Origin of the sequence: Streptomyces sp. NPDC048196 (genome assembly GCF_040652715.1) — a bacterium.
GTDB lineage: Bacteria > Actinomycetota > Actinomycetes > Streptomycetales > Streptomycetaceae > Streptomyces > Streptomyces siderophoricus.
In genome coordinates this window covers 1-25,229 of sequence record NZ_JBEZMM010000025.1, presented here as the reverse complement: position 1 = coordinate 25,229, position 25,229 = coordinate 1, and the positions used below count along the sequence as shown (strand labels likewise).

Annotated in this window: 15 protein-coding genes; 11 read left to right on the top strand and 4 right to left on the bottom strand. The window is 73.2% G+C overall.

The window, feature by feature from the left end:
* Positions 1-805: 805 nt before the first annotated feature.
* The 4 genes from AB0E02_RS23205 to AB0E02_RS23190 all read left to right on the top strand — a co-directional run bounded on the left by AB0E02_RS23205 (position 806) and on the right by AB0E02_RS23190 (position 5,941).
* Complete coding sequence (locus AB0E02_RS23205; RefSeq protein WP_362142222.1) at positions 806-2,170, top strand: ABC transporter substrate-binding protein; 1,365 nt, start codon at positions 806-808, stop codon at positions 2,168-2,170.
* Positions 2,171-2,344: 174 nt separating this feature from the next.
* A complete protein-coding gene (locus AB0E02_RS23200) occupies positions 2,345-3,691 on the top strand; it encodes a sugar ABC transporter permease (protein ID WP_362142334.1) in 1,347 nt (448 codons plus the stop codon).
* A complete protein-coding gene (locus tag AB0E02_RS23195; RefSeq protein ID WP_362142221.1) occupies positions 3,688-4,605 on the top strand; it encodes a carbohydrate ABC transporter permease in 918 nt (305 codons plus the stop codon). Before AB0E02_RS23200 ends, AB0E02_RS23195 begins: the two co-directional genes overlap by 4 nt.
* A gap of 367 nt (positions 4,606-4,972) precedes the next feature.
* Positions 4,973-5,941, top strand: coding sequence for a class I SAM-dependent methyltransferase (locus AB0E02_RS23190; RefSeq protein WP_362142219.1), 969 nt, complete (start codon positions 4,973-4,975; stop codon positions 5,939-5,941).
* Between the two features lie 118 nt (positions 5,942-6,059).
* Here the strand turns inward: AB0E02_RS23190 and AB0E02_RS23185 are convergent, their stop codons facing one another.
* On the bottom strand, positions 6,060-6,746 hold the full coding sequence (locus AB0E02_RS23185; protein WP_362142217.1) for a class I SAM-dependent methyltransferase: 687 nt from the start codon (positions 6,744-6,746) through the stop codon (positions 6,060-6,062).
* A gap of 268 nt (positions 6,747-7,014) precedes the next feature.
* Here AB0E02_RS23185 and AB0E02_RS23180 point away from each other — a divergent pair, with 268 nt between their 5' ends.
* The 3 genes from AB0E02_RS23180 (at position 7,015) to galE (ending at position 13,551) form a co-directional block, all read left to right on the top strand.
* Entirely contained in the window at positions 7,015-10,566 is a 3,552-nt protein-coding gene (locus tag AB0E02_RS23180; protein WP_362142215.1) for a bifunctional glycosyltransferase family 2 protein/CDP-glycerol:glycerophosphate glycerophosphotransferase, read from the top strand.
* Positions 10,567-10,837: 271 nt separating this feature from the next.
* Positions 10,838-12,496: a glycosyltransferase family 2 protein gene (locus tag AB0E02_RS23175; RefSeq protein ID WP_362142213.1), complete on the top strand. Its 1,659-nt coding sequence runs from the start codon at positions 10,838-10,840 to the stop codon at positions 12,494-12,496.
* Between the two features lie 77 nt (positions 12,497-12,573).
* Positions 12,574-13,551 (top strand): UDP-glucose 4-epimerase GalE, encoded by a 978-nt coding sequence (gene galE / locus AB0E02_RS23170; RefSeq protein ID WP_362142211.1) that lies wholly within the window; start codon positions 12,574-12,576, stop codon positions 13,549-13,551.
* Between the two features lie 145 nt (positions 13,552-13,696).
* On the opposite strand, the gene AB0E02_RS23165 is transcribed toward galE, so the two are convergent.
* Positions 13,697-13,975 carry a DUF1876 domain-containing protein gene (locus tag AB0E02_RS23165; protein WP_310726127.1) on the bottom strand — a complete coding sequence of 93 codons (279 nt, stop codon included), beginning with the start codon at positions 13,973-13,975 and terminating at the stop codon, positions 13,697-13,699.
* A gap of 68 nt (positions 13,976-14,043) precedes the next feature.
* On the bottom strand, positions 14,044-15,603 hold the full coding sequence (locus tag AB0E02_RS23160) for a glycosyltransferase (RefSeq protein ID WP_362142209.1): 1,560 nt from the start codon (positions 15,601-15,603) through the stop codon (positions 14,044-14,046).
* A gap of 81 nt (positions 15,604-15,684) precedes the next feature.
* Here AB0E02_RS23160 and AB0E02_RS23155 point away from each other — a divergent pair, with 81 nt between their 5' ends.
* The 3 genes from AB0E02_RS23155 to AB0E02_RS23145 are packed head-to-tail and all read left to right on the top strand — an operon-like array spanning position 15,685 to position 19,858.
* Positions 15,685-18,345 carry a YfhO family protein gene (locus tag AB0E02_RS23155; RefSeq protein WP_362142208.1) on the top strand — a complete coding sequence of 887 codons (2,661 nt, stop codon included), beginning with the start codon at positions 15,685-15,687 and terminating at the stop codon, positions 18,343-18,345.
* The gene (locus AB0E02_RS23150) at positions 18,342-19,328 is read left to right on the top strand and encodes a glycosyltransferase family 2 protein (protein ID WP_362142206.1); all 987 of its coding nucleotides are present in this window, start codon (positions 18,342-18,344) and stop codon (positions 19,326-19,328) included. Before AB0E02_RS23155 ends, AB0E02_RS23150 begins: the two co-directional genes overlap by 4 nt.
* Positions 19,328-19,858 carry a GtrA family protein gene (locus AB0E02_RS23145; protein WP_362142205.1) on the top strand — a complete coding sequence of 177 codons (531 nt, stop codon included), beginning with the start codon at positions 19,328-19,330 and terminating at the stop codon, positions 19,856-19,858. Before AB0E02_RS23150 ends, AB0E02_RS23145 begins: the two co-directional genes overlap by 1 nt.
* Here the strand turns inward: AB0E02_RS23145 and AB0E02_RS23140 are convergent.
* Positions 19,816-22,023, bottom strand: coding sequence for a PIG-L family deacetylase (locus AB0E02_RS23140; RefSeq protein ID WP_362142203.1), 2,208 nt, complete (start codon positions 22,021-22,023; stop codon positions 19,816-19,818). The two genes, AB0E02_RS23145 and AB0E02_RS23140, sit on opposite strands and share 43 nt — an antisense overlap.
* Positions 22,024-22,270: 247 nt before the next feature.
* Between AB0E02_RS23140 and AB0E02_RS23135 the strand changes: the two genes are divergently transcribed.
* Positions 22,271-24,646: a CDP-glycerol glycerophosphotransferase family protein gene (locus tag AB0E02_RS23135; protein ID WP_362142201.1), complete on the top strand. Its 2,376-nt coding sequence runs from the start codon at positions 22,271-22,273 to the stop codon at positions 24,644-24,646.
* The last annotated feature ends 583 nt before the right edge of the window (positions 24,647-25,229 follow it).

Genomic DNA, 25,229 nt, shown 5'->3' with positions numbered 1-25,229 from the left:
TTGGGGCGGCCGTAACAGCACCATTACGAAAGGTGAGTTGGTGCTGGACGCGGTATTGCGGAGGCCGGGGGCGGGGCGTAGACCTGTCGCACACCGTGTCGGGCTGGGCGTGTCGGGGCTGGGCGCGGGCTGAGGCAGTGCGGGCCGGCCGGTAGCCGCGTGGCAGCGGCGCACTGTGGCGTCGGGGCCACCCCGAGCCGTGCCGAGCCGGCATGGCATGGCCGCGCCGAGGCGAGCCGCCCCGGCATGACGTCGGCAGGCCATATGCACGGGCAGGCCACATGTACGGGAGCGCACGGGAGCGGCAGACCGCACGACCACAGTTACGCACCACCGCACTCGCGCCATCGCACACGCACCACCGGACTCGCACCATCGCACACGCGCCATCGCACACGCACCATCGCACACGCACCACCGCACTCGCGCCATCGCACTCGCACTCGCACTCGCACTCGCACCATCGCACTCGCGCCATCGCATCTCACGAGATCGCAGCAGCAATAGCTCGTACCACCGCAACCGCACCTTGTACCACCGCAGCAGCGCTACGGCGGCCCTCGGGGAGCCGTGTGCAGAAAAGGCTACGGAAGAGCCAGAGCGATTCAGTAATACCGAGCGATTCAGCAATACCGGGGGCCAGCAACCCAACGGGCAGCGGGCCAGCAAACCGAAGGGCAGCGGGCCAGCGAGCCAGTGGTCCGGGGCGATTCGGCAAACCACGGAACGACGGTGCGGTGCGGCGCAGGTTGAGGGAATTGGTGGAACTGAGGGAATTGGGGGTTTGGGGATGAGAGGTCGAGGGATGGGTTGGCGGCGGCGGGGGGCGGCCGGGGTTGTGGTGGGGGTGGTGCTGGCCGCGGGGGTGGCCGGTTGTGGGAGTGGTGCGGGTGGCGGGAAGAAGGGTGAGGGGGGCGGGGGTGAGGGGGGTGAGCGGAATGCCGTTACGGTGCGGTTGCCCGAGTTGGCGGGGCAGCGGCTGCAGGTGACTGCGGTGTGGACGGGGGCGGAGCGGGAGAATTTCGTCAAGGTGCTGGACGAGTTCGAGAAACGCACCGGGGCGAAGGTGGATTTCGTGCCCAGTGGTGATGACATGGCCGGCTTCATCGGGTCGAAGATCGCCGGGGGTGGGCCGCCGGATGTGGCGATGCTGCAGCAGGTCGGGGTGCTCAACGAGTTCGCCGGTAAGGGCTGGCTGAAGCCGCTGGGGCCGGAGGCCAAGGCGCAGTTGGCGAAGAATTACGGCAAGGGGTGGCGGGATCTCGGGGCTCATAAGGGCACCGAGTACGGGGTGTATTTCAAGGCCAGCAACAAGTCGCTGGTGTGGTACAACGCGCAGGCGTTCGGGAGCGCCGGTGTGCGGGAGCCGAAGACCTGGGCGGAGTTCCTGAAGGCGGCGCGGACGATTTCCGAGTCGGGCGTGGAGCCGGTTTCGGTGGGTGGGTCGGACGGCTGGACGCTGACCGACTGGTTCGAGAACATCTATCTTTCGCAGGCCGGGCCGGAGAAGTACGACCAGCTGGCGCAGCACCGGATCGCGTGGACGGATGCCTCGGTGAAGCAGGCGCTGTCCACGCTCGGCCAGCTTTTCGGGCGTAAGGATCTGCTGGTGGGCGGTAATGCGGGGGCGTTGCAGACGGATTTCCCGACGTCGGTGACGCAGACGTTCAGTGGTGGTGACGCGCCGAAGGCGGCGATGGTGTCGTCGGCGGATTTCGCGGCGGCCAGTATCGCGCAGACGAAGGCGAAGATCGGTACGGACGCCAAGGTGTTCCCGTTCCCGGCGGTGGGTGCGAAGTCGCCGGTGGTGACGGGTGGGGATGTGGCGGTGGCGCTGAAGGGCGGTAAGGCGGCGCAGGCGTTGCTGACGTTCCTGGCGTCGACGGATGCGGCGCGGATCTGGGCGCGGGCGGGTGGGTTCATTTCGCCGAACAAGGAGCTCGACCGGGCGGCGTACGGGGATGCGGTGATGCGGCGGATCGCGGGGGCGCTGATCGCGGCCGGTGATGATTTCCGCTTCGACATGTCGGATCAGGCGCCGGCTTCGTTCGGTGGGAAGCCGGGTCAGGGTGAGTGGAAGGACTTGCAGGACTTCCTGAAGAACCCGAAGGACGTGGCGGGGACGCAGGTGCGGCTGGAGCGGGACGCGGCCAAGTCGTTCGGCGGGTGAGGGAGTTGGGGGGCGGTCGGCGTCTCTGCCGTCGGCCGCTCGTTCCGCCCTTTCCTGTTCCGCTCCGTTGTCTTGCGCTTCTTGCGCTGCGCCCGTCCCGTTTTGTGCCCCTCTTTTTCCGGGTTCCTTTTCTGTTTTTCTGGGCCGTTTCACCTGTGCCGGGGGTTTCTCACGATGAGCAGCAGCAGGACCGCGGAAGTCGGTGGCGGTGCGGCGAAGGTCGGTGGTGGGCGGCGGGTGACGGGGACGCGGCGGTGGGTGGCTGCGGTGTTCTTGTTGCCGGCGTTGGTGTTGTTGGGTGCGCTGGTGGTGTATCCCATCGGGTTTTCCGTGTACCGGAGTCTGTTCGATGCGTCCGGTGACGGGTTCGTGGGGCTGGGGAATTACGGGGAGTTGTTCGCGGACGACGGTATTCGGACCGCGTTGCGGAACAACGTGGTGTGGGTGGTGGTGGCGCCGACGGTGTCGACGGCGCTGGGGTTGATCTTTGCGGTGCTGACGGAGCGGGTGCGGTGGGGTACGGCGTTCAAGTTGGTCGTTTTCATGCCGATGGCGATTTCGATGCTGGCGGCCGGGATCATTTTCCGGCTGGTGTACGACCAGAATCCGGAGCGTGGGGTGGCCAATGCGGTGTGGGTGGGGGTGCATGACACGTTCGCGGAGCCGGCGCCGTTCCCGGGGGCGAGGCCGCGGCCGAACGGGGTGCTGCGGTCGTCGGGGGGCGGGGGGTTCAGTACGCGGTCGGTGGTGCGGGTGGGGTCGCCGGTGCTGCTGCCGTTGGTGGCGGTGCGGCAGGACGATGTGCGGGGTGCGCGGCGGGCGGCCCATGCGGTGGCGCGGCCGGGGAGTGTGACGGGGACGGTGTGGCTGGATTTCCTGCGGGGTGGTGGGGGCCGGCCGAATGTGGTCGACGGGTCGGAGCGGGGTCTGGCCGGGGTGCGGGTGGAGGCGGTGCGGGGCGGCCGGGTGGTGGCGTCGGCGAGGACCGCGGCGGACGGGACGTTCGTGTTGCCGGGTGGGGCGGCGGAGGGGGCGCGGTTGCGGTTGCCGGCGGGGAATTTCGCGGTGGCGTACGGCGGGGTGGAGTGGTTGGGGCCGGCGTTGGTGACTCCGGCGATCATCGGGGCGTATGTGTGGATGTGGGCGGGTTTCGCGATGGTGTTGATCGCGGCGGGGTTGGCGGGGGTGCCGCGGGAGTTGTTGGAGGCGGCGCGGGTGGACGGGGCGGGTGAGTGGCAGGTGTTCCGCCGGGTGACGGTGCCGTTGCTGGCGCCGGTGCTGGTGGTGGTGCTGGTGACGTTGATGATCAATGTGCTGAAGATCTTCGACCTGGTGTACATCATCGCGCCGGGGTCGAGCCTGCGGTCGGCGAATGTGCTGGCGTTGCAGTTGTTCCAGTCGTCGTTCGGGACGGATGTCGATGAGGGGCTGGGCAGTGCGATCGCGGTGTTTCTGCTGCTGCTCGTGCTGCCGGTGATGTGGGTGAATCTCCGGCGGATACGGAAGGAGCGTCGCCGATGACGGCGGTGGAGGGGGTCGCCCGGGCCGGTGGTGGGGGCGGGGCGGGTGCGGTGGTGCGGGGGCGGCCGTCGGTGGTGGCGCGGCTGGCGGCGCGGGCCGGTGGTGGTGCGGTGCGGGTGTTCCTGGTGCTGGTGGCGTTGTTCTGGTTGATGCCGTCGGTGGGGTTGCTGTTGTCGTCGTTGCGCAGTCCGCAGCGGATCGGTGAGTCGGGCTGGTGGCGGGTGTTCGCGGAGCCGGCGCAGATCACTTTCGACAATTACGGGCGGTTGTTGTCGAACGGCAAGGTGATGGGTTCGCTGCTGACGACGGCGGAGATCACGGTGCCGGCGACGGTGCTGGTGGTGGTGATCGGGGCGCTGGCGGGTTATGCGTTCGCGTGGATGGATTTTCCGGGGCGGGACGGCTGGTTCCTGGTGGTGGTGGGGCTGCTGGTGGTGCCGGTGCAGGTGGCGCTGATTCCGGTGGCGAAGTTGTTCGGGGCGGTGGGGCTGTTCGAGACGACGGCGGGGGTGGTGCTGTTCCATACGGCGTTCGGCCTGCCGTTCGCGGTGTTCCTGCTGCGGAATTTCTTCGCGGAGATTCCGCGGGAGCTGCTGGAGGCGGCGCGGCTGGACGGGGCGGGTGAGCTGCGGCTGTTCACGCGGGTGGTGCTGCCGTTGGGGGGCCCGGCGATCGCGTCGTTGGGGATCTTCCAGTTCCTGTGGGTGTGGAACGACATGCTGGTGGCGTTGATCTTCGCGGACAGCGGGCGTCCGCCGATCACGGTGGCGTTGCAGCAGGAGGTGCGGCAGTTCGGCAACAACATCGATGTGCTGGCGCCGGGGGCGTTCCTGTCGATGGTGGTGCCGTTGATCGTTTTCTTCGCGTTCCAGCGGCAGTTCGTGTCCGGGGTGATGGCGGGCGCGGTGAAGTGAGGGTGGTGTGAGGGGTGGCGGCCGCGGCGGACCGGGGCCCGTGTGTCGTACGGCGTACGGGGTCGATTGCGGGTCGTGCCGTTGTTATCCCGCGTTCATGTCCGTCCCCCTACGATGTCGGTCACTGCCGTGAAACGCATGGTGCGACGGGGCTCCGTCGTGGAGACTGCGTAGCGGCGCCGGCGCGTTTTTCGTGCCGGACGAGGGTGTGTCCGTCCCTGCGTGGGCGGGGCCCGTGCGCCGCCCCGCACCGGGGCCGGGCGTGTTCATAACTGCACACTCCGTATGCGTTCTGTATGTGTCCCCCCACATTGCTTCGCCTGTTGCATTCCGCCTACGTTCCCGACCGTCTGGAGACGGACCGCACATGACTGCCCCCACCGCAGACCAGAGTGCCGAGCAACTCCCGCGCCCTGCCCGGTTGTCCGAGGTGAAAGGCTGGTTCTTCACTGCCGATCAGCTGCTGTTCGACTGGTTCCTGGCGTATCAGAAGGCGCGTTCCGAGGCGGGTGATCTGCTCGAACTGGGCGCGTACATGGGGAAGAGCGCGATTTTCCTCGGTGCGCGGCTGGGCGCCGGTGAGCGGTTCACGGTGTGCGATCTCTTCGATTCGCCGGCCGAGGACGCGTCGAACTCCAAGGAGATGAAGAAGTCGTACGCGTCGCTGACGCGGCGGGCTTTCGAGGCCAACTACCTGTCGTTCCACGACGAGTTGCCGACGATCGTGCAGGGGCTGAGTTCGATCGTCAGCGAGCACGTCGAGAAGGGCTCGGTGCGGTTCGCGCACATCGACGCGTCGCATCTGTTCGAGCATGTGCACGGGGACATCCTGGCGGTGCGGGAGTTGCTGACCGGCAGTGGTGTGGTGGTGCTGGACGACTACCGCGCGGAGCACTGTCCGGGGGTGGCGGCGGCGACGTGGCAGGCGGTCGCCAATGAGGGGCTGCGGCCGGTCTGCATCACGGGCACGAAGTTCTACGGCACGTGGGGTGATCCGGAGCCGTTGCAGAAGGCGCTGGTGGGGTGGATCACGGAGCGCGGTGACATCTGGCACGAGGTGCAGTACGTGAACGGGGCGCCGCTGGTGCGGTTGAGCGCGAAGGGTGCGAAGGAGCCGGTGCAGCCGGTGTCGCGGCACCGTCCGGCGCCGTCGGCGGCCAGGGCGGGTGCGGCCCGGCCCGAGGTGGTGGCGGCGCCGTCGGGGCCGGTGGTGCGGCCGGTGCGGCGGGCGCCGGTTCCGACGGGGTCGACGGTGCGGAAGGTGGCGCGGGAGGTGCTGCCGCCGATCGTGGCGCGGGCGATCGTGAAGGCCCGTAGGCGGGCGCGCGGGCGCTAGCCGCTGTACGGGGAGAGAGCCGGGGCGGGCCGCCTTCAGGGGCGGCCCGCCCCGGCTTTCGTGTGCGCGGCCCCGTGCGCCTGCTGCGGTGCCTGGCTGTCCCTGCCGCGGTACGTCCCTATCGCGGTACCTGTCCCACCAGGACGAACACGTTGGGGCGCAGCAGCATCCCGGCGGGGCGGGGCAGGGGGTGGGAGTAGGTGCGGCGGACGGTGAGGCCGGCGGTGGCGGCGAAGGCACGCAGCAGGGTGAAGTCGGTGAAGCGGACGGGTGGGGGGCCGGCGCGGTGGCCGGCTTCCTGGGGGGTGATGAGGAGGACGCCGCCGCCGGGCCGGACGTAGGGGACGTAGGCGCGGAGGAGTTCTTCGGCCTGTTCGTCGTCGAGGTGCTGGAGGACGTGGGCGGACAGGAGGGCGTCGAAGGCGCCGGGTCGGGCGTGCGGGCCGGCGAGGAAGGCGTCGGGGGTGTAGGCGGTCAGGCCGCGGGTGCGGCAGCGGGCGACGGCGTCGGGGTCGTGGTCGATGCCGACGCTGCCGGGGGTGCAGCCGGCGAGGGTGTCGCCGTCGCCGCAGCCGATTTCCAGGACGCGGCCGGCGCCGATGCGCCGTAGTTGCCGGCGGTAGGGGGTGTGGGCGGGCAGCAGGCGGGCGAGGCCGGGGCGGGTGGGTTCGGCGGGGAGGCGGGCGGTGGAGGCGGCGGGGGCGGTGCCGGTGGGGCGGGGGGTGCGGAGGGTGCGGGGTTCGCCGGTGGGTGGCTGGGCATCCGGGCTGTCGGTGGGGGCGTGGCTGTCGGTTCGGCCGGGCATCGGGATGCGGTCACCTTCCCTGGGACGCGGCGCCGGGGGCGCCGTAACGCTGCGCGACGGGTGTACGGCTTCGGGTCTACGGCATGGGCCGGGGCGGGGTGGCCGCGGCGCGCCGACCCGGTGGGCGGAAGGTCTCGGGGCGGGCGGTGGGTGCGGGCGGGGGGTGGGGCCGCGGGTGGGGGGCTCACCCTTTCAGCGCAGATCCGGTGACCGTGCCGCCGGTGGTGAGTTGAACGCCCACAAGAAACAGGAAGGGCGTGGTCCGTCTATGAAGCCCCGGCTCACCGTCGTCGTCCCGGTTCCTCGTGGTGCGGGGGCGGAGGGGAATCTGGAGGAGTGCCTGGCGTCGGTGGCGGCGCAGACGCTGACGGAACTGGATGTGGTGCTGGTGGAGGGCGGGCCCGCGGGTGCGGGCCCGCCCTCTGCTGTGGCGCATGCCGTCGCGGAGCGGGATCCGCGGTTCCGGATCGTGCACCTGACGGGTGGTGAGGTGGCGGGGTGTGGTGCGGCGCGGAACGCCGGTGCCCGGCACGCCTTTCCGCACACCGGGTATCTGGCGTTCCTGGATGCGGACGATGTGCTGCTGCCGCGGGCGTACGAGGATCTGGTGGGGGTGCTGGAGAGGTCGGGGGCGGATCTGGCGACGGGCAATGTGTACCGGCTGGGGGCGGCGGGGCGGAGTCAGTCGGCGCGTCATCCGGCGGGCCGGCAGACGGTGCTGGGGACGCATGTGACGGAGGATCTGACGCTGCTGGCGGATTCCTTCGCCCGGAACAAGGTGTTCCGCCGGGAGTTCTGGGACCGGCACGGTTTCGCCTTCCCGGAGGGGGAGTTGTGCCTGGACGAGGCGGTGACGGTGCCGGCGCATTTCCTGGCCGGTGCGGTGGACGTGCTGCGGGAGCATGTCTGTTACTGGCGGCTGCCGGAGGGTGCGGCGCGGCACCGGCGGCCGGATCCGCGGGGGGTGCGGGACCGGTTCGCGGCGGTGGCGGCGATCCGGCGGTTCCTGGGTGAGGCGGCGCGGCCGCAGCTGCAGGCGTACCGGCGGGACTACGACCGGTTCCAGCTGACGGAGGGGCTGGCGGATCTGGTGGCGGCGTTGCCGGGGGCGGCGCCGGAGACCCGGACGGCGTTCCTGGACTGTGCGCGGGATTTCCTGGCGGGGGTGGATCCGCGGGTGTTTCCGGAGCTGCCGGTGGAGTTGCGGATGCGGTGGTATCTGGTGCGGGCGGGGCGGGCGGCGGATCTGCTGACGTTGCTGCGGCACGAGGCGCGGAATCCGGCGGGGTTCGCGGTGGCGGGGCCGCCGTTGCGGCGGCGGGCGGTGGTGCCGGTGAGTCCGCCGCTGGAGCTGCCGCCGGGGGTGACGCGGCTGGGCCGGGAGGACTTCCCGGTGTGCGCGCGGGTGCGGGAGGCGGTGTGGCGGGACGGGGTGCTGGTGCTGCGGGGGCATGCGTACGTGCGGAACGTGGATGCGGCGCACCGGCACACGGTGGGGGTGCGGACGGCGGTGCTGTCGTGCGGGCGGCGGCGGATCGTGCTGCCGCTGCGGACGGTGGCGATGCCGGAGGCGACCGCGGAGTCGGGGCAGGAGCTGCACTGTTACGACTGGTCGGGGTTCGAGCTGCGGGTGGATCCGGCGCGGTTGCGGCGGGGCGGGCGGTGGGAGGAGGGGGACTGGTCGGTCGGGCTGGTGCTGGCGTCGGCGAGTGCGGTGCGGGTGGCGTCGCCGTTGGCGCCCGAGGCGGGGTCGGGGGCGGCGCCGGTGGCGTCGGAGGTGGCGGACGAGGGGCCGCGGGGCGTGGTGCGGGTGACGCCGTGGTACGAGGACGGGCGGTTGCGGCTGTCGGTGGCGCGGCGGACGCGGTGGCTGGCGGGGCACCGGTCGGTGGCGGCCGGTGCGCTGGAGGTGTCGGTGCGGGCGCCGGGGCCGGTGCCGTCGGGGCTGCGGCTGACGCATCGGGGAACGGGCACGGTGGTGTCGTTCCCGGCGGGGGCGGAGGCCGCCGAGGGGGGTGGGGTGGCGTTCCGGGTGCTGGCGGAGGCGGTGGCGGCGGCGCGTCCGCCGCGGGACGGGGCGCCGGCGGCGATCCCGCCGGCGCACACGGAGAGCTGGCTGGCGGAGCTGGTGCTGGCGGACGGCGGGACGGACCGGGTGGCGTGTGATCCGGCGCTGGAGCCGGTGGCGTATCCGTTGCCGCACGGCCGGGAGCTGGTGGTGGCGGCTTCGCCGGCGGGGGATCTGGTGCTGCACGACCGGACGCCGCAGCCGTATGCGGACCGGGTGCTGTGGCGGTCGGACGGGACGCTGCTGGTGGCGGGCGGGCTGCCGGCGGCGGCACCGCACGCGACGGAGCTGGTGCTGAAGCACGGGGAGCATGCGGCGGAGCTGACGTTCCCGGTGACGCATGACGAGGGCCGGTTCCACGGGCGGCTGCCGCTGGGGGCGTTGCCGTCGCTGGCCGGCCCGGTGCCGCTGCGGGAGGGCGCCTGGTCGCTGCACCTGCGGGAGCGGGGGGCGGTGGGCTCGCCGCTGGACGCGCCGGTGCGTCTGGCGCCGCGGGTGCTGGCGGGGCTGCCGGCGTCGTGCACGGTCCGGGGGAAGCCGCTGGTGGTGGACCGGCACCGGGGGGACGAGGTGCTGGTGGTGGCGGGTCCGGCGGTGCCGGCCGCGGACCGGGGCCCGTACCGGCGGCGGCTGCTGCGGGAGCAGCACTATGTGCTGCACCGTTCGCGTCCGCTGCGGGACACCGTGCTGTACAGCAGTTTCGGTGGCCGGTCGTACGGGGATTCGCCGCGGGCGGTGCACGAGGAGCTGGTGCGCCGGGGGATGGACGTGGAGCACCTGTGGGCGGTGCGGGACGGGCAGACGGCGGTGCCGGCGACGGCGCGGGCGGTGGTGGTGGGCAGCGCGGAGTGGCACGGGGCGCTGGCGCACAGCCGGTGGGTGGTGACGAACACGCATCTGCCGTGGTGGTTCACGCGGCGCGGCGGTCAGCGGATCGTGCAGACGTGGCACGGTACGCCGTTGAAGCGGATCGGTGCGGATCTGGCGGGAACGCTGTGTGCGGGGCTTGCGCATCTGGCGCCGCGGCCGCGGGTGAGCCGGCAGTGGAGCGTGCTGCTGTCGCCGAACGGGCACAGCACGCAGGTGTTGCGGTCGGCGCTGGGCTTCGCGGGGCGGGTGCTGGAGACGGGGCTGCCGCGGACGGATGTGCTGTTCGCGGCGGACCGGGAGTTGCGGGCGGCGGCGGTGCGGGAGCGGCTGGGGCTGGAGCCGGGCCGGCGGGTGGTGCTGTACGCGCCGACGCCGCGGGACGACGTGGCGTACGACGCGCGGCACCACCGGCTGCCGCTGCCGTTGGACGTGGAGCTGGCGCGGCGGGAGCTGGGCGACGGGCATGTGCTGCTGGTGCGGGGGCATCCGCTGGTCGCGGACCGGTTGCCGGGGCATCTTGCGCCGTTCGCGGTGGACGTGTCGGCGTATCCGGACGCGATGGAGTTGCTGCTGGTGGCGGATGTGCTGGTGACGGACTATTCGTCGCTGGCGGTGGATTTCGCGAACACGGGCCGGCCGATGCTGTTCCTGACGCCGGACCTGCCGCATTACCGGGACGTGCTGCGCGGGTTCACGCTGGATTTCGAGGCGCGGGTGCCGGGGCCGTTGCTGTCGTCGACGGGTGAGCTGGTCGAGGCGCTGGGTGATCTGGGGGCGGTGGCAAAGGCGAGTGCCGGGGCGTACGCGGATTTCCGGGCGATGTTCTGTCACCGGGACGACGGTGGTGCGGCGGGACGGGTCGCGGACGTGATGGAGCGGTGAGGGTTGCCGGTCCGCGGCAAGTGATGGTGCGCGGATCGGCATCGCACGCCATTCGCGTCGTTACAGCATGTGCAGGGGTCCGCGGCGGGCTGGCGGGGCCTTGCGCACCCGAGCCCGGTGCTCTGCCCGGTCACGAGACGGCAATACGGCGGAAAAGCGGGGCGAGGAGTGCAACCGCTCGGCGGGTTTCGCCCTCTGACCCATCGGATATGGGTTCGGATCCCGCTCGCGCCAAGAGATGCTGTCGACACGAAATGTAGATTTAGTGACTGTGAAAGAAGCCCCTGAGCAGCTGCCGGGGCCCACCATCACGCCCTCCGCGCAGGTCAGCATCGTCGTCATCGCGTTCAACGATGCCGGCCATGTCGGTGATGCGGTGCGTTCCGCGCTCGCCCAGGAGGCTCCCGGTGACACGGTCACCGAGGTGATCGCGGTGAACGACGCCTCCACCGACGGCACCGGCGCCGCCCTGGACGAGCTGGCCCGTACCGAGCCGCGGCTGCGGGTGATCCACCGCAGCGAGAACAGCGGTGGTTGCGGCACGCCCCGCAACGAGGGGCTGCAGGCCGCGACGGGCCGGTTCGTGATGTTCCTGGACAGTGATGACGTGCTGCCGCCGGGTGCGGTGCGGGCGCTGCTGTCGGCGGCGCTGCGGTACGACGCGCCGGTGGTGTCGGGTGCGTGCGTGCGGCGGGAGCTGCCGGCGCGGCGGGACGTGCCGTGGCAGCCGGGGCTGTACCGGGAGGCGGCGGTGCACGAGTCCGCGGAGGCCAGTCCGCAGCTGGTGCGGGACACGCTGTGTGTGAACAAGCTGTACGAGCGGGAGTTCCTGGCGAAGCACGCGATCGTGTTCCCGGAGGGCCGGTTCACGTACGAGGACTTCGTGTTCACCGCGCGGGTGCTGGCGGCGGCGCCGCGGATCGCGACGGTGCCGGACAGTGTCTACGTCTGGCATGTGCGCCGGTCGGCGGCGCGGCAGTCGATCTCCTTGAACCGCAAGGACGTCGCGAACTGGGCGGCGCGGATCGCGGCGCACCGGGCGAGTGTGGAGATCTTCCGGGAGGCGGGACTGGAGGTGCTGGCGCAGGCGGCGGCCACCAAGTTCCTCGATCATGACCTGCGGATGTACGTGCGGGAGCTGCACACCCGCGGTGCGGACTACCGGGCGGAGTGGTGGCGGCTGACCCGGGAGTACCTGGGGGATTTCGACGAGGCGGCGCTGCGGGCGGCGCGGGCGCCGGCGCGGTGGCTGGCGCGGGTGGTGCTGGCGTCGCCGGCGCCGCGGGACCTGGACCGGATCACGCAGCTGGCGAGCCGTCCGGGGCGGCTGCTGCCGCCGTACGCGGAGGCCGACGGGCGGGCGGTGTGGTCGCCGGACCTGCCCGAGGTGGAGCTGGACGCGCTGGGGACGAAGCCGATAGGCCGGCTGCCGGTGACGATCGACGCGGAGCCTTCGGTGGGCGGCCGCAGTGTGCTGCGGCTGCGGGTGCACGATCTGTACGGGCGGCTGGCGGCGGCGGGGCCGGAGAGCATCGATGTGGAGCTGCGGCGGCGCCGGGACGACCGGCGGGGCCCGGTGCACACCGCGGCCCTCACCCGGGCCGCCGCGGGCGGCCCGGGCGGTGCGACGGTGTGCTGGACGGCGGAGGTCGTGCTGGATCTGGAGGCGCTGACCGAGCGGGGCGGCGAGGCGGCGGCCGATCCGGAGCCGTGGGATCTGATGGCGCGGGTGAGCTGTGCCGACGGGGCGGGTTTCCGGGCCGCGCTGCGGGCCACCGGGCCGGGTCTGCGGCGGCGGGTGCTGCCGAACCGGCGGCATGCGGTGCTGCTGGTGCAGCCGTATGCGACGACGGGTGGTGCGCTGTCGCTGCGGGTGGCGTCGGGGCTGCGCAGCGTCTGGCGGATCGCGGCGCGCCGGCTGCGCCGCTGACCTTGTCGTCGTCCGTCGGCCGTGGACCGTTGTCCGTTGTCCGTTGTCCGCGTGTTTCCCCTCCTAGGATGGGCGTCATGTCTTACTTGATCACGGGTGGTGCCGGTTACATCGGCTCCCATGTCGTACGGGCCCTGCGGCAGGCGGGCGAGCGGGTCGTCGTGCTCGACGACCTGACGACGGGCGTGGCCGCCCGGATCCCCGAGGGCGTGCCGCTGGTCGTGGGTTCCACGCTGAACCGTGCGCTGCTGGATGCGGCGATCGCGGAGCACGGGGTGACCGATGTGGTGCATCTGGCGGCGAAGAAGCAGGTCGGCGAGTCCGTCGAGATGCCGCTGCTGTACTACCGGGAGAACGTGCACGGGCTGCAGACGCTGCTGGAGGCGATGGCGGCGGGCGGGGTGGGCCGGCTGGTGTTCTCGTCGTCGGCGGCGGTCTACGGCATGCCGCACGTGGAGCTGGTGACCGAGGACACGCCGTGTGTGCCGATCAACCCGTACGGGGAGACGAAGCTGGTCGGGGAGTGGATGGCGCGGGCGGTGGGGAAGGCGCACGGCATTTCCACGGCCTGTCTGCGGTACTTCAACGTGGCCGGTGCGGCCGCCCCGGAGCTGGCCGACACGGGGGTCTTCAACATCGTGCCGATGGTGTTCGAGCGGCTGACGGCGGGTGCCGCGCCGCGGATCTTCGGTGACGACTACGACACGCCGGACGGCACCTGCATCCGCGACTACATCCATGTCGCCGATCTCGCCGAGGCGCATGTGGCGGCGGCCCGGAAGCTGGCCGGGCCGGGCCCGGTGCGGGACCTGACGCTGAACATCGGGCGCGGCGAGGGCGTTTCGGTGCGCGAGCTGATCCGTCTGATCGCGGAGGTCACCGGCTACGAGGGCGTGACGCCCGAGGTGACGCCGCGCCGGCCGGGTGACCCGGCGCGGGTGGTGGCGGCCGCCGACCGGATCGCCGCGGAGCTGGGCTGGAAGGCCCGGCACGACGTGCGGGACATGGTCACGTCGGCGTGGGCGGGCTGGCGGCACCACCACCCGGAGGCCTGATCCGCCCCCGGGTGTGACCTACGGCCGGCCGGCGTGATCCCGCGGCCGGCCGGCGGGCCCCGGCTCGCCGCGGGCCCCGGCGCTGCGCGGGCTCGACCCGGCGCTGCGCGGGCTCGGCCCGCCGCGGGCTCGGCCCGGCGGGCGGTCAGCGGGTCGTCAGCGGGTACGACGTCCGCCCGGACGCCTCGTCGATCTCGTCGTGGGCCTTGGTCAGCAGTTTCATCGCCAGGTCGTTGAGCGCCCTGGCCCCGGCGACCTCCTCGCCGACCCGCGGCTGGTTGGAGTCGGCGGGGTGGCGGCTGGCGTACCCGTGGGACCGGACCTCGGTGCCGTCCGGGAGCCGCACGAGGGCGGCCGCGCGCGTGCGGTGGGTGTCCTCCTCGAATTCCATCTCGACGTGCCATCCGACAGCTGTCTGCAGCATCACCATCACCTCCGGAACCGCTCCTACCAGAGTGCTCCCGCCGGGCGGCCCCTGCACGGTGTGGCGGCTCATGCCGGGGCGGCCAGCCGCAGGTGGAGGTGGCCGTGCGGGTCGGAGAGGAACAGTGCGGCGGTGGCCGGGCCGGGCGGCACGGGGCGCGGGGCGAGGTCGGCGGCGGGCGGGGTGCATTCCAGGACGAGCCAGGCCGCGCGGTGCACGGCCGGTCCCCGGTCGCCGTCGGTGGTGGTGCCGCGTCCGGTGACGTCGATCTTGAGGCCCCAGAGGCCGTCGGTGAGGGGCGCGCCGCCGGCCGCGGTGGCCGGGTCGAGTGCCGCCCGCCAGTGGCCGTCCGCGTAGTGGGCGGGGAGGCGGTGGATGGCGCCGGCGCGGTGCAGGACGAGGGTGACCGCGGTGGTGTGGAGGTGCGGCAGGGCGGCGGTGCCGGTCAGGTGGAGGACGGTGCCGGTCCAGTGGCAGCCGGTCAGTCGCTGGCGCAGCACGACGCGGTCGGTGAGGTCGTAGGTGGCGTCGGGCAGCGGGTGGTGGGGGTCGCGGAAGTACGGGTAGCGGGCGTGGATGCGGCCGTCGGGGTCGACCTCGGTGGGGGCCGGGCCGGTGTCGGCGCGGACGACGGCGGTCAGGGCGTCGTCGAGGCCGGCGTCGAGGCAGTGGGCGCGCAGCCGGAGGCGGGGCGGCAGGGCGGCGCGTATCCGGTCGGTGAGGTGGCGGCGGACGAGGGGGCGGGCGGCGGCCGTCATGCGGCGGCGGCCGGCGGGGGTGCGGGCGAGGTAGGCCGCGCCGAAGGGCATGAGGATCTCGCCGTGGAAGTGACGCGTCATCAGTTTGTCGCGGTCGGGGCCGGGCGGGACCTCGGCGGCGACGGTGTCGAGGACGCCGCCGATGTAGTGGAGGTAGTCGGGCCAGTCGATGTCCTGGCGGCTGGCGTTGCTGTCGTCGGCGCGGCCGTGGAGGTAGTAGCAGTCGTAGTCGGCGAGGACGGAGACGGTGCGGGCGCGCAGCAGTGCGGCGATGCCGAAGGGGAGGTCCTCGCCGAGCAGGCGGCCCTCGACGAAGCGCAGGTGGTGGGTTTCGAGGAAGGCGCGGCGGAAGAGTTTGTAGGCGGCGAGGGACCAGTAGACGGGCGAGTCGAAGACGGACACGGCGGGGCTGGTGGTGCGCAGGTCGACGGGGGCGGCGCGGCCGTCGGCGCCGACGATGCGGCCGTAGACGACGTCGGAGCCGTGGGTCTGGGCCATGCGGGTGAGGCGGTCGAGGGCTTCGGGGCCGAGGTGGTCGTCGGAGTCGAGGAAGAAGACGTAGTCGCCCCTCGCCCGGGCGAGGCCGGTGTTGCGGGGTTTGCCGGGGCCGCCGGAGGGGGGCTGGTGGACGACGGTCAGGCGGGGGTTGCGGCGGGCGGTGTCGGTGAGCCGGTCGGCGCTGCCGTCGGTGGAGCCGTCGTCGACGGCGATGATCTCGATGCGGTGCGGGTCGAGGGTCTGGGCGAAGACGGAGCCGAGGCAGCGGTCGAGGTAGGGCAGCGTGTTGTGGACCGGCACGATCACCGAGACGGCCGGGGCGGTGCGGGTCATCGGTGTGGTGCGGGGGTTGTCCTCGGTGTCCCTCGGCATATGCAGCACTCCAGCGAGGCAAAACAGACTATTAAGACATATAACGTTGACTGAACGTTCGCCGACCGTGGAGGAGTGCCGGTGGCCCCGACGCCCGCCACCCCCCAAGAGGCGGTCCGGCCCCGGGAGGTTGTCCGGCCGCTGCCCGGGGCGGACCGCCCGGCGGCGGACCGGCCGCCACGACGGTGGACCGCCCCCCTCACGGCGGCGGCGCTGTCCACGGTGGCGTACTGCCTGGGGCTGGCCCTGTACGGCAGTTACCCGTTCGGGCCGCGCTCGCGCGCCGTCAACGACCTCGGCAACCAATTCGTGCCCTTCCACGCCCGGCTGTGGGACCTGCTGCACGGACGGACCACCGGCGATCTGTTCTTCAACTGGAGCAGCGGGTACGGAGTGCCGTTCCTCGCGGACTTCGTCACGTATCTGATGAACCCGTTCTCGCTGCTCGTGGGCCTCTTCCCGCGCGAGCTGGCCGACCTTCCGGTCTTCCTGGTCACGCTGTGCAGCATCGGCCTGGCCGCCGCCCTGATGACCGTCCTCCTCGGCCGGCTGCACCCGGGCTCCGGGACGCTGCGGGCGCTTCTGTCGGTGGGCTACGCGCTGTGCGCCTGGGTGCTGAACGACGGTGCCGCGGACCCGATGTGGATGTGGGGGCCGGTGGCGCTGCCGCTGCTGGGGATCGCCGCCGACTGGTGCCTGCGGCGCACCCGCTGGGTGGCCGCGGCGCTGCTGGTCGCCCTGGCCTGGGCGGGCAACTTCTACACGGCGGCGATGGCCACCCTGGCGACCGGCCTGGTGCTGGCGGTGCGGCTGGCCACGGCGGCCGGGACGCCGCCGGGCGCGCGGCTGCGGGCGGCCGGCCGGGCGGTAACGGCGGCGCTGACCGGCATCGGGCTCGCGGCGCCCGTCCTGACCGTCACCCTCCGGGCCAGCCAGGCGGCCCAGCCCGCTCCCCCGGTCTCCTACGAGGAACGGCCCACCGTGCTGTACCAGCTGGCGCAGCTGCTGCCCGGCGGCCACGGCCAGGTGCCCACGCCCAACATCTTCGTCGGCATGCCGGGGCTGCTGCTGGTCGCCGCCTTCCCGTTCGTCCGGGCGGTGCCGGTGCGGGCCCGGACCGCCTGGTACGCGCTGGCGCTGGGGGTGGCCGCCTCGTTCGTCTGGAGGCCGACGATCCTGCTGTGGCACGGGCTGGCGCTGCCCAACGGCAGCCCGTACCGGGCCGCGTTCGTGCTCAGCGGGATCCTGGTGATGATCTCCTGGCTGGCGCTGGCGCACCGGCCCCGGCCCGGCGAACTGGCCGTCGGCGGGGCGCTGGTGGCGCTGCTGGCGTGGGCCTGCCGGGACCAGGGCGCGGTCGGTGCGGCCACCTGGCTGCTGGTGGCCGGCGGCGGCACCGCGGCCCTGGCGGCGCTGGTCGCGCTGGCGGCGCCGGCGGCGCTGCCCTCGGCCGGCGACCGGACCGGGCGGCGGACCGCACTCACCGCCGCACTGGCCGGCACGGTGCTGCTCACCTCGGCGTACACGGTGTTCTCGGTGACGGCCGTACGGGGCAAGATCGCCTGGTTCCGGCCCAAGATCACCATGACCCGGGGGTCCCTGACGGCCCGTGCCGGGCTCGCCGCACGCGACGACTGGCCGCGCTCGCGCACCGACCCGGGGCCGCACGAGTTCGCCAACAACGACCCGCTGCTGCTCGGCGGCGAGGGCGGCGCCTACTACAGCAGCTACGTGCCCGCGGCCACCGCCCGCGCCCTCGCCGGCCTGGGCGCCGGCTGGTACATGAGGGGCCGTCACACCCTCAGCTTCGAGGACCCGGTGGGCCGGGCCCTGATGGGCGTCAGCAGCTCGCTGTTGCCCGCGCCGCAGGACCCCCGCGGCGCCTTCACCGTGGACCGCGCCCGCCCGGCGCCGGCCCCGCTGCTGACCGTACGCAGCCGCCTGGCGGCCCCGCCCCGCGGCCCGGAGAGCGTGTTCGCGCGCCAGGAACGGGTGCTGGGCACGGCGGTCTACGAGGTGCCGGAGCTGACGCCCACCGCGGGCACCGCGCCGGTGCGCGGGCGCGGCGGCTGGCTGCTGCCGCCGTCCGCGCTGCCCGCCGCGGCCGCCCCCCTGGCCGGCCCGAACGGCGCGGGCACCACCTTCACCGCCCGCTGCACCCCCGGCGGCACCGTCGTCTGGTACGCGCCCTGGTTCTGGGGCCAGGTCAGCGGGCTGGGCACCCGCACCAAGGGCATCGGCCGGGCGGACACCACCGCCAACCCGGTACGGGTGCTGGGGCGGGTGCCGGACGACGGGACGGTCGCGGTGCGGTTCATCGGCCGGGGCCGCCAGTGGCTGCCCGCGCGCCCGCTGGGCTGTCTGCCGCCGGGCGCGCTGGACCGGGCGGTGCGCGCGCTGCGCGGGCCGGTGGCGCTGTCCGCCGGCGGGCACCGGCTGACGGCCCACCTGCCGCGCGGCAGGTGGGGGCACGCGGTGCTGGCGCTGCCGGCCGTCCGGGGGTGGGGCTGTGCGGTGGACGGCGGGCCGCGGCGCGCGCCGGCGTCGTACGGCGGGCTGCTGACGGTTCCGCTGCGGCCCGGCGCGACCCGGCTGACCTGCACCTACGTGCCGCCGGGCCTGAGTGCGGGGCTGGCGGCGAGCGGGGCCGCGGGGCTGGCGGCCGGGGCGGTGGCGGTGGGGGGTCAGCTACGGGGCCGCGGCCGGCCCCGGCGTCGCACCACCAAGGAGACCCGCGGATGAAGCTCTCCATCGTCGTCCCCTGCTACAACGAGGAGGCCGTACTGGCCCGCTTCGACGAGGCGGTCCGGGCGGTCCTCGCCCGCCTCGGCGTCGCCCACGAGCTGTGCTACGTCGACGACGGCAGCACCGACGGCACCCTGGCCCGGCTGCGCGGCCTGGCCCAGCAGCACCGGGGCACCACCCGTTACCTGTCGTTCAGCCGCAACTTCGGCAAGGAGCCCGCGATGCTGGCCGGTCTGCGGGCGGCCACCGGCGACGCGGTGATCCTCATGGACGCCGACCTGCAGCACCCCCCGGACCTCATCGGGAAGATGCTCGACCTCTACCAGCTGGGCCACGACCAGGTCGTCGCGCGGCGCAGCCGGGACGGCGAGCGGCGGCTGCGGTCCGCGCTGAGCCGCTGCTACTACCGGGCCGTCAACACCTGGGTGGACGTCGAACTCGCCGACGGCGTCGGGGACTTCCGGCTGCTGTCGCGCAAGGCGGTGGACGCGATGCTGGCGCTGCCGGAGTACAACCGCTTCTCCAAGGGCCTGTTCTCCTGGATCGGCTTCGACACCGTCACCTTCGACTACCGCAACGCGGTACGGGAGGCCGGCGAGACCAAATGGCGGCTCGGCGCGCTGGTCAACTACGGCATCGACGGGATGCTCTCCTTCAACAGCCGGCCGCTGCGGCTGGCCATCTACGCCGGCCTGGGCCTCGCCGGGCTCGCCGGGCTGTACACCCTGTGGATCGTCGCGGCGGCCGTCGTCGGCGGGGTCACCGCGCCCGGCTATGTGACGCTGGTGGCGATCGTCGTGGGCCTGGGCGGGCTGCAGATGGTGATGCTCGGGCTGATCGGCGAGTACATCGGCCGGATCTACCACGAGGCCAAGCGGCGCCCGCACTACCTGGTCAAGGAGGGCAACGCCGCCGAGGCCGCGCTGAGCGCCGCCGCCGGGCCCGCGGACGCCGCCACCGCCGGGTCGCAGGCCGGCTGATGGCCGGCCGGTCGGTGGGCGGGCGCTTCGCCCAGCCGGTGCGCTTCGCCGCCGTCGGCGGGGTCAACACCGCGACGTTCTACGCCTGTTACCTGCCGCTGCACCGCCTGCTGCCGTACTTCGCCGCCTACAGTCTCGCCTTCGCGCTGAGCATGACCGGCTCGTTCCTGCTCAACACCTACTTCACCTACCGCACCCGCCCGACCTGGAAGAAGTTCCTGCTGTTCCCGCTGACCCAGGTCACCAACTACGGCATGCAGAGCGCCGGGCTGGTGGCGCTGGTCGGCTGGTGCGGGATGAACAGCACGCTGGCGCCGCTGGCCGCCGCCGCCTTCGCGCTGCCGGCCGGCTACCTGGTCTCGCGGCGGATCCTGCGGCCGCCCGCCCGGGCCGGCGCGACAGCCGACGCGACAGCCGACGCGACATCCGGCCCTGCATGCGGCCCGGAATGCGGCCCGGCCACCGACCCCGCACGGGACGCCGCCGGTCAGGCCGGGGCCGCGCCGGTCCGCTCCGGCGATCCGGCCTGAGGCCGCCAGGCGCCGAACAGCGCGGTCTGCCCCACCGACGTCTGCCGGGCCGCGTAGAGCCGGCCGTCGGTGCCCAGCGCGACCACCACCGCCCGCCCGGCGGCGTCCTGCGCGACGCCGGCCGCCGCGGAGTGCGAGACCCGGCCCGGCTGCCAGGGCTTGGGGGCGTCCTGGGCCATCGCCGTCCGCACCTCCCCGGTGTCGTCCCGGGCCGCCAGCACCATCCGGTCCCCGTGGCCCACCGGGGCCGCCGCCACCCGCCCGTAGCCGCCGACCGGCGCGCACTGCGCCGCCACCCGCCAGCCGCCGATCCGCCGGTGCCGCTCGGCGATCAGCACCTGCGCGGTGACCGAGCGGCGGTAGACGGCCCGCACCACGCCGTCGGCCAGCGGGACGAGACTGACCGGGCCGCCCGGCTGCGGCAGCCCGGTGGCCGCGGCCGGCCGCGGTGTCCGCCCGGCCTCCTTCGACACCCAGTGCGCCACCGTCCCGATGCCCGGCGCGACCACGTGGATCAGCCCGTCGGAGTCCACACAGGCGTCCAGCCCGTCGACGACCTGCGGGGACGCCTTCAGGGTGCTGACCGTGCCCTCCAGCCGCTCCCACGGCGTGAAGCCCGTGCCGCCCGGGCCCGCGCGGTGCGCGACGTTGCCGTCCCAGGTGCGGACGAAGACGTGCACCGTGCCGTCCGGGGCGGCCACCGCGGCCGGGAAGCCGATTTCCAGCGAGCGCTCCGGGTCCGGGTCCGGCGAGCCCAGCGACTCCCAGCGGCCGAACAGCGGTGTGCCGTCCGGGGCGGTGCCGCGCTGGGCCGCGGTCATCAGCTCGCGGCGGTGCACGGCGGTACGGCCCGGCAGCACCGTGCGTGAGGCGAACAGCTGCAGCGGCCCGTCGGGGCGGCGCACCGCGTGGATCTGCCCCTGCAGCATGGTGCCGCCGGCCGGCACCGGCGCCCCGAACCGGCCGCTGCCGGGCCGGGTCTCGGCCCAGCAGTACGCGGTGCCGCCGAGCACCGCGAAGGCCACCAGCCGGCCGTCCTGCGCGGGCCGGAGCCAGGCGTTGGAGCCGGGGGCGCGCAGCCGGGTGGAGCGGGTCCAGTTGCGGGAGCCGCCGTCCAGCGCCGAGCCGCCGACCTTGCGGTCGCCGCAGCCGGCCGGGTCGCCGCAGCGGCGGTGGTCGGCCCAGCCGTACACCGACAGCAGCCGGGCCTTGCGCCGGGCGGCCTTCGGGTCGACGTCGTTGGGCAGCGCGTCCGCCTCGTAGCCGAGGTAGTTCTCCACGATGGGCGGGCGGCCGCCGCGCGGCCGGTAGGCGGCCAGCGCGGCCTGCGCGAAGTAGGCGGAGGCGGTGTGGTCCTGGTGGTCGTAGTAGCGCAGCCCGGCCAGCCGGGGGTCGCGGTCCGGGCCGGCCGGCGGCCGTTTGCGGGAGTGCACCGCGTTGGGGTCCAGGGTGCGTACCACCGTGGGGCGGGCCCGGTCGAGCACCGCCACCAGGGCCGCGACGACCTGCTCGCGGCGGTAGAGGAACTGGTGCCGTACGGGTGAGCCGGCCGGGCGCAGCGTGGGCAGGAAGGGCGTGGCGCCGAGCCACAGGCCGCGCAGGCTGGTGGCGCGGGCCTGCCAGACGGCCCGGGCCTCCACCAGCTCCAGGAACAGCAGCTGTTGGTTCGGGGCGGCCTGGAGGGTGTGGAGTTCGGCCTGGAAGTCGGGGAGCAGGGATATCGCGGTCAGGTGCCAGGGCGCGGCGGGGTCGCCGAGGGCCATCTCGGCGTGCGCGGCGCGCAGCCCGTTGGTGCGGGCCCGGGCGAACGCGGGCCGGTTCCTGGGGACCCGGTCGGCGTAGGCGGCGTGCCTGCTGACGTTGTGTCCGTCGGACTCGCCGCCGGTGAGGCAGACGGTGACCGAGCGGGCCCCGGCGCGGACGGCCTGCTCCAGGTCGGGGTTCATGAAGTACAGGCCGTCGTCCGGGTGGGCGATGACGTGCAGGAAGGACTGGTCCGCCGGGTCGACCAGGGGCGGACCGGAGCCGGCCGGTTCGCCCGTCGGTGGGCCCTCGTCGGCGAGGTGGGCCCAGACGCCGGTGCCGGCCGCCGCGGCGAGCAGCCCGCCGCCGGTGAGCTGGAGCAGCCGGCGGCGGGTGACACGGGGCGGGCGCGGCGGTGACACGTCCTCAGTATTCGGCGCGCCGGGGTCTTCCGCCTGTCCCGCTCGTCCGGAAGCGGTGCCCGGGCGGCATTCGGCCCGTCCGAAAATTCGCCACTTACCCGCATCCGTGATGAGCGCCACAGAACTTTCAGGTTACGAACAACAACCTTTTCGGGTGAACAGCGGTCAGGAGGGCTGACAATGCAAGGAACCCCTTTGGGGCTTTTTTGCGTTCTGTACTCAGCTCGTCACGAGGAGTAAGCACCGCATGTCCGAGACAGTCCTCGACCCTGTCGTACCCCGCTTCAGCATCATCGTGCCCGTCTTCAGAGTGCAGGGCTTCCTGCGCGAGTGCATGGATTCGGTGCTGGCGCAGGACTTCACGGACTTCGAGGTGATCGCCGTCGACGACTGCTCACCGGACCGCAGCGGCGCCATCCTCGACGAGTACGCCGCCCGCGACGAGCGCGTGCAGGTCCTGCACCTGCCGGAGAACGTGGGCCTCGGCCTGGCCCGCAACGCCGGCCTGGAGAAGATCCGCGGTGAGTACGTCCTCTTCCTGGACAGCGACGACACCCTCACGCCGGGCGCGCTCGGTGCGCTGGCGGAGCGGCTGGACGCCACCGGCGGCCCGGAGATCCTGATCTTCGACTACGCCCGGACCTACTGGGACGGCTCGGTCCGCCGCAACCTCCTCGCCGACCGGCTCGACGAGTCCGGCGCCCCCAGCTTCACCCTCGCCGAGCGCCCCGAGATCCTCGACCTGCTGCAGATCGTCTGGAACAAGGCCTACCGCCGCGACTTCGTCGAGGAGCACGGCTTCACCTTCCCGGTCGGCTACTACGAGGACGCCCCCTGGACGTTCTGCACCCTGATCACCGCGAAGTCCATCGCGGTCCTCGACCGGGTCTGCCTGCACTACCGCCAGCGCCGGCAGGGCGGCAACATCCTGCGCACCACCAGCCGCAAGCACTTCGACGTCTTCGACCAGTACGAGCGGGTCTTCGGCTACCTCGACGCCCACCCGGAGCTGTCGCGCTGGCGCCCGCACATGTTCCGCAAGATGATCGACCACTACCTGACGGTCCTGGACAAGCCGGGCCGGCTGCCGCAGAACGCCACCGCCGAGTTCTTCCACCGCGCCGCCCGCGACTACCGCCGGCGGCTGCCGGCCGGCTTCGTCCGCCCCGGCGGCGTGGCCGGCGGCAAGTACGCGCTGCTCGCCAAGGACGCCTACCCGGCGCTGGCCGGCCTCAAGGTCGCCGGCAAGGTGCAGCGCACGGTCCGCAAGCACGCCGGCAAGAAGGTCCGCCAGGCCAAGAAGAAGGCCATGGACCTGCGCTACCAGGCCCTGCTGCGGCAGCCGCTGGACGAGAACCTCGCGGTCTACTCCGCCTACTGGAACCGGCTGCCGGCCTGCAACCCGCTGGCGATCTACGAGAAGGCCAAGGAGCTCGCCCCGCACGTCCACGGCGTGTGGGTCGTCAAGCAGCAGCTGGCCGACTCCGGCGAGATACCGGCCGGCGTCGACCACGTCGTGCTGAACTCGCCGCGCTACTGGGAGGTCATGGCCCGCGCCAAGTACCTCGTCAACAACGTGAACTTCGCGGACGGCGTGGTCAAGCGCGAGGGCCAGGTGCACCTCCAGACCCACCACGGCACCCCGCTGAAGTCGATGGGCGTCGACCAGAAGCGCTACCCGGCCGCCGCCAAGGGCATGAGCTTCCGCAAGCTGCTGGCCCGCGCCGACCGCTGGGACTACTCGCTCTCCTCCAACCAGCACACCACCGAGCAGTGGGAGCGGGTCTACCCCTGCAACTTCGAGTCGCTGGACGCCGGTTACCCCCGCAACGACGTCTACTACCGGGCGAGCGCCCAGGACGTCCTGGACATCCGCGAGCGCCTGGGCGTCGCCCCCGGCAAGACCGCGATCCTGTACGCACCGACCATGCGCGACTACCAGGTCGGCTACGTGCCGCGGCTGGACCTGGAGAAGATCTCCCGCGAGCTCGGCGAGGACTTCGTCCTGCTGGTGCGCACCCACTACTTCTACGACCAGGACGCCCGCCTCCAGGAGCTCCAGGAGCGCGGCGCGATCATCGACGTCTCCGGCCACCCGGTCGTCGAGGAACTGTGCCTGGCCGCCGACGCCCTGGTCACCGACTACTCGTCGATCATGTTCGACTACGCCAACCTCGACCGGCCGATCATCAACTACGCCGACGACTGGGACACCTACGTCCGCTCCCGCGGTGTCACCTTCGACCTGCTGTCGGGCAAGCCGGGCGACACCCCGGGCGTGCTCGCCACCTCCGAGGACGAGCTGATCGACGCCTTCCGCAGCGGCCGCTGGGACGACGAGCGGGCCACCGAGCTGCGCGCCGCGTTCCGCGCGCGGTTCTGCCAGTGGGACGACGGGCACGCCGCCGAGCGCGTGGTCCGCCGGGTCTTCCTCGGCCAGGAAACGACCCCCGAGCCGCTGCCGCAGGAGGAGCGCACCGTGGCCCCGGCCCCCCGCACCGCAGCCGCCGCGGCCGGCCTGATCAAGCTCCCGGCCCCGCGCGCCGCGGCGGACGACGCCGAGGCGACGGGAGCCGCTGCCTCGGGCACGTCGGGCTCCTCCGACGTCGAGCTGGCGGGCTGAGCCCCCAGGGAGCCACCCGCGTAAGAACACACGCACACTGCCCCCGGCCGGACTTCCGGCCGGGGGCAGCGTGCGTGCGTGGAGTGCGGACCGCGCCGGGTCGCGTGCGGGCCGGGCCTTGTGGCGCGCGGGCCGGGCCGGGCCGCGTGTGGGCCGCGCCCTGTCCGTGCGGGCCGCGCCGTGTCGCGTGCGGGCCGGGCCGTGTCGCGTATGGACCGCGCCCTGTCCGTGCGGGCCGGGCCGTCTCGCGTATGGACCGCGCCCTGTCCGTGCGGACCGCGCCGGGTCGCGTGCGGGCCGGGCCGGGCCGCGTGTGGGCCGCGCCGGGTCGCGTGCGGGCCCGGCCGTGTCGCGTATGGGCCGCGCCCTGTCGCGTGCGGGCCCGGCCCGGGCCGTGTCGCGTGCGGGCGCCGGAATACCGCCCCTCTCCTCACGGTTGTGGACCCGCAGGGGGCCCTCGCGACCCCTACGGGATCCGTTCGAACCCTCCCTAGGTGTATTGATCACGAGCGTTGTTAACGGTCGCTGGGTCTTGATCATGGCGAAGACCTCCGGTGTGGTGGAGGTGTCTAGGCTCCACACC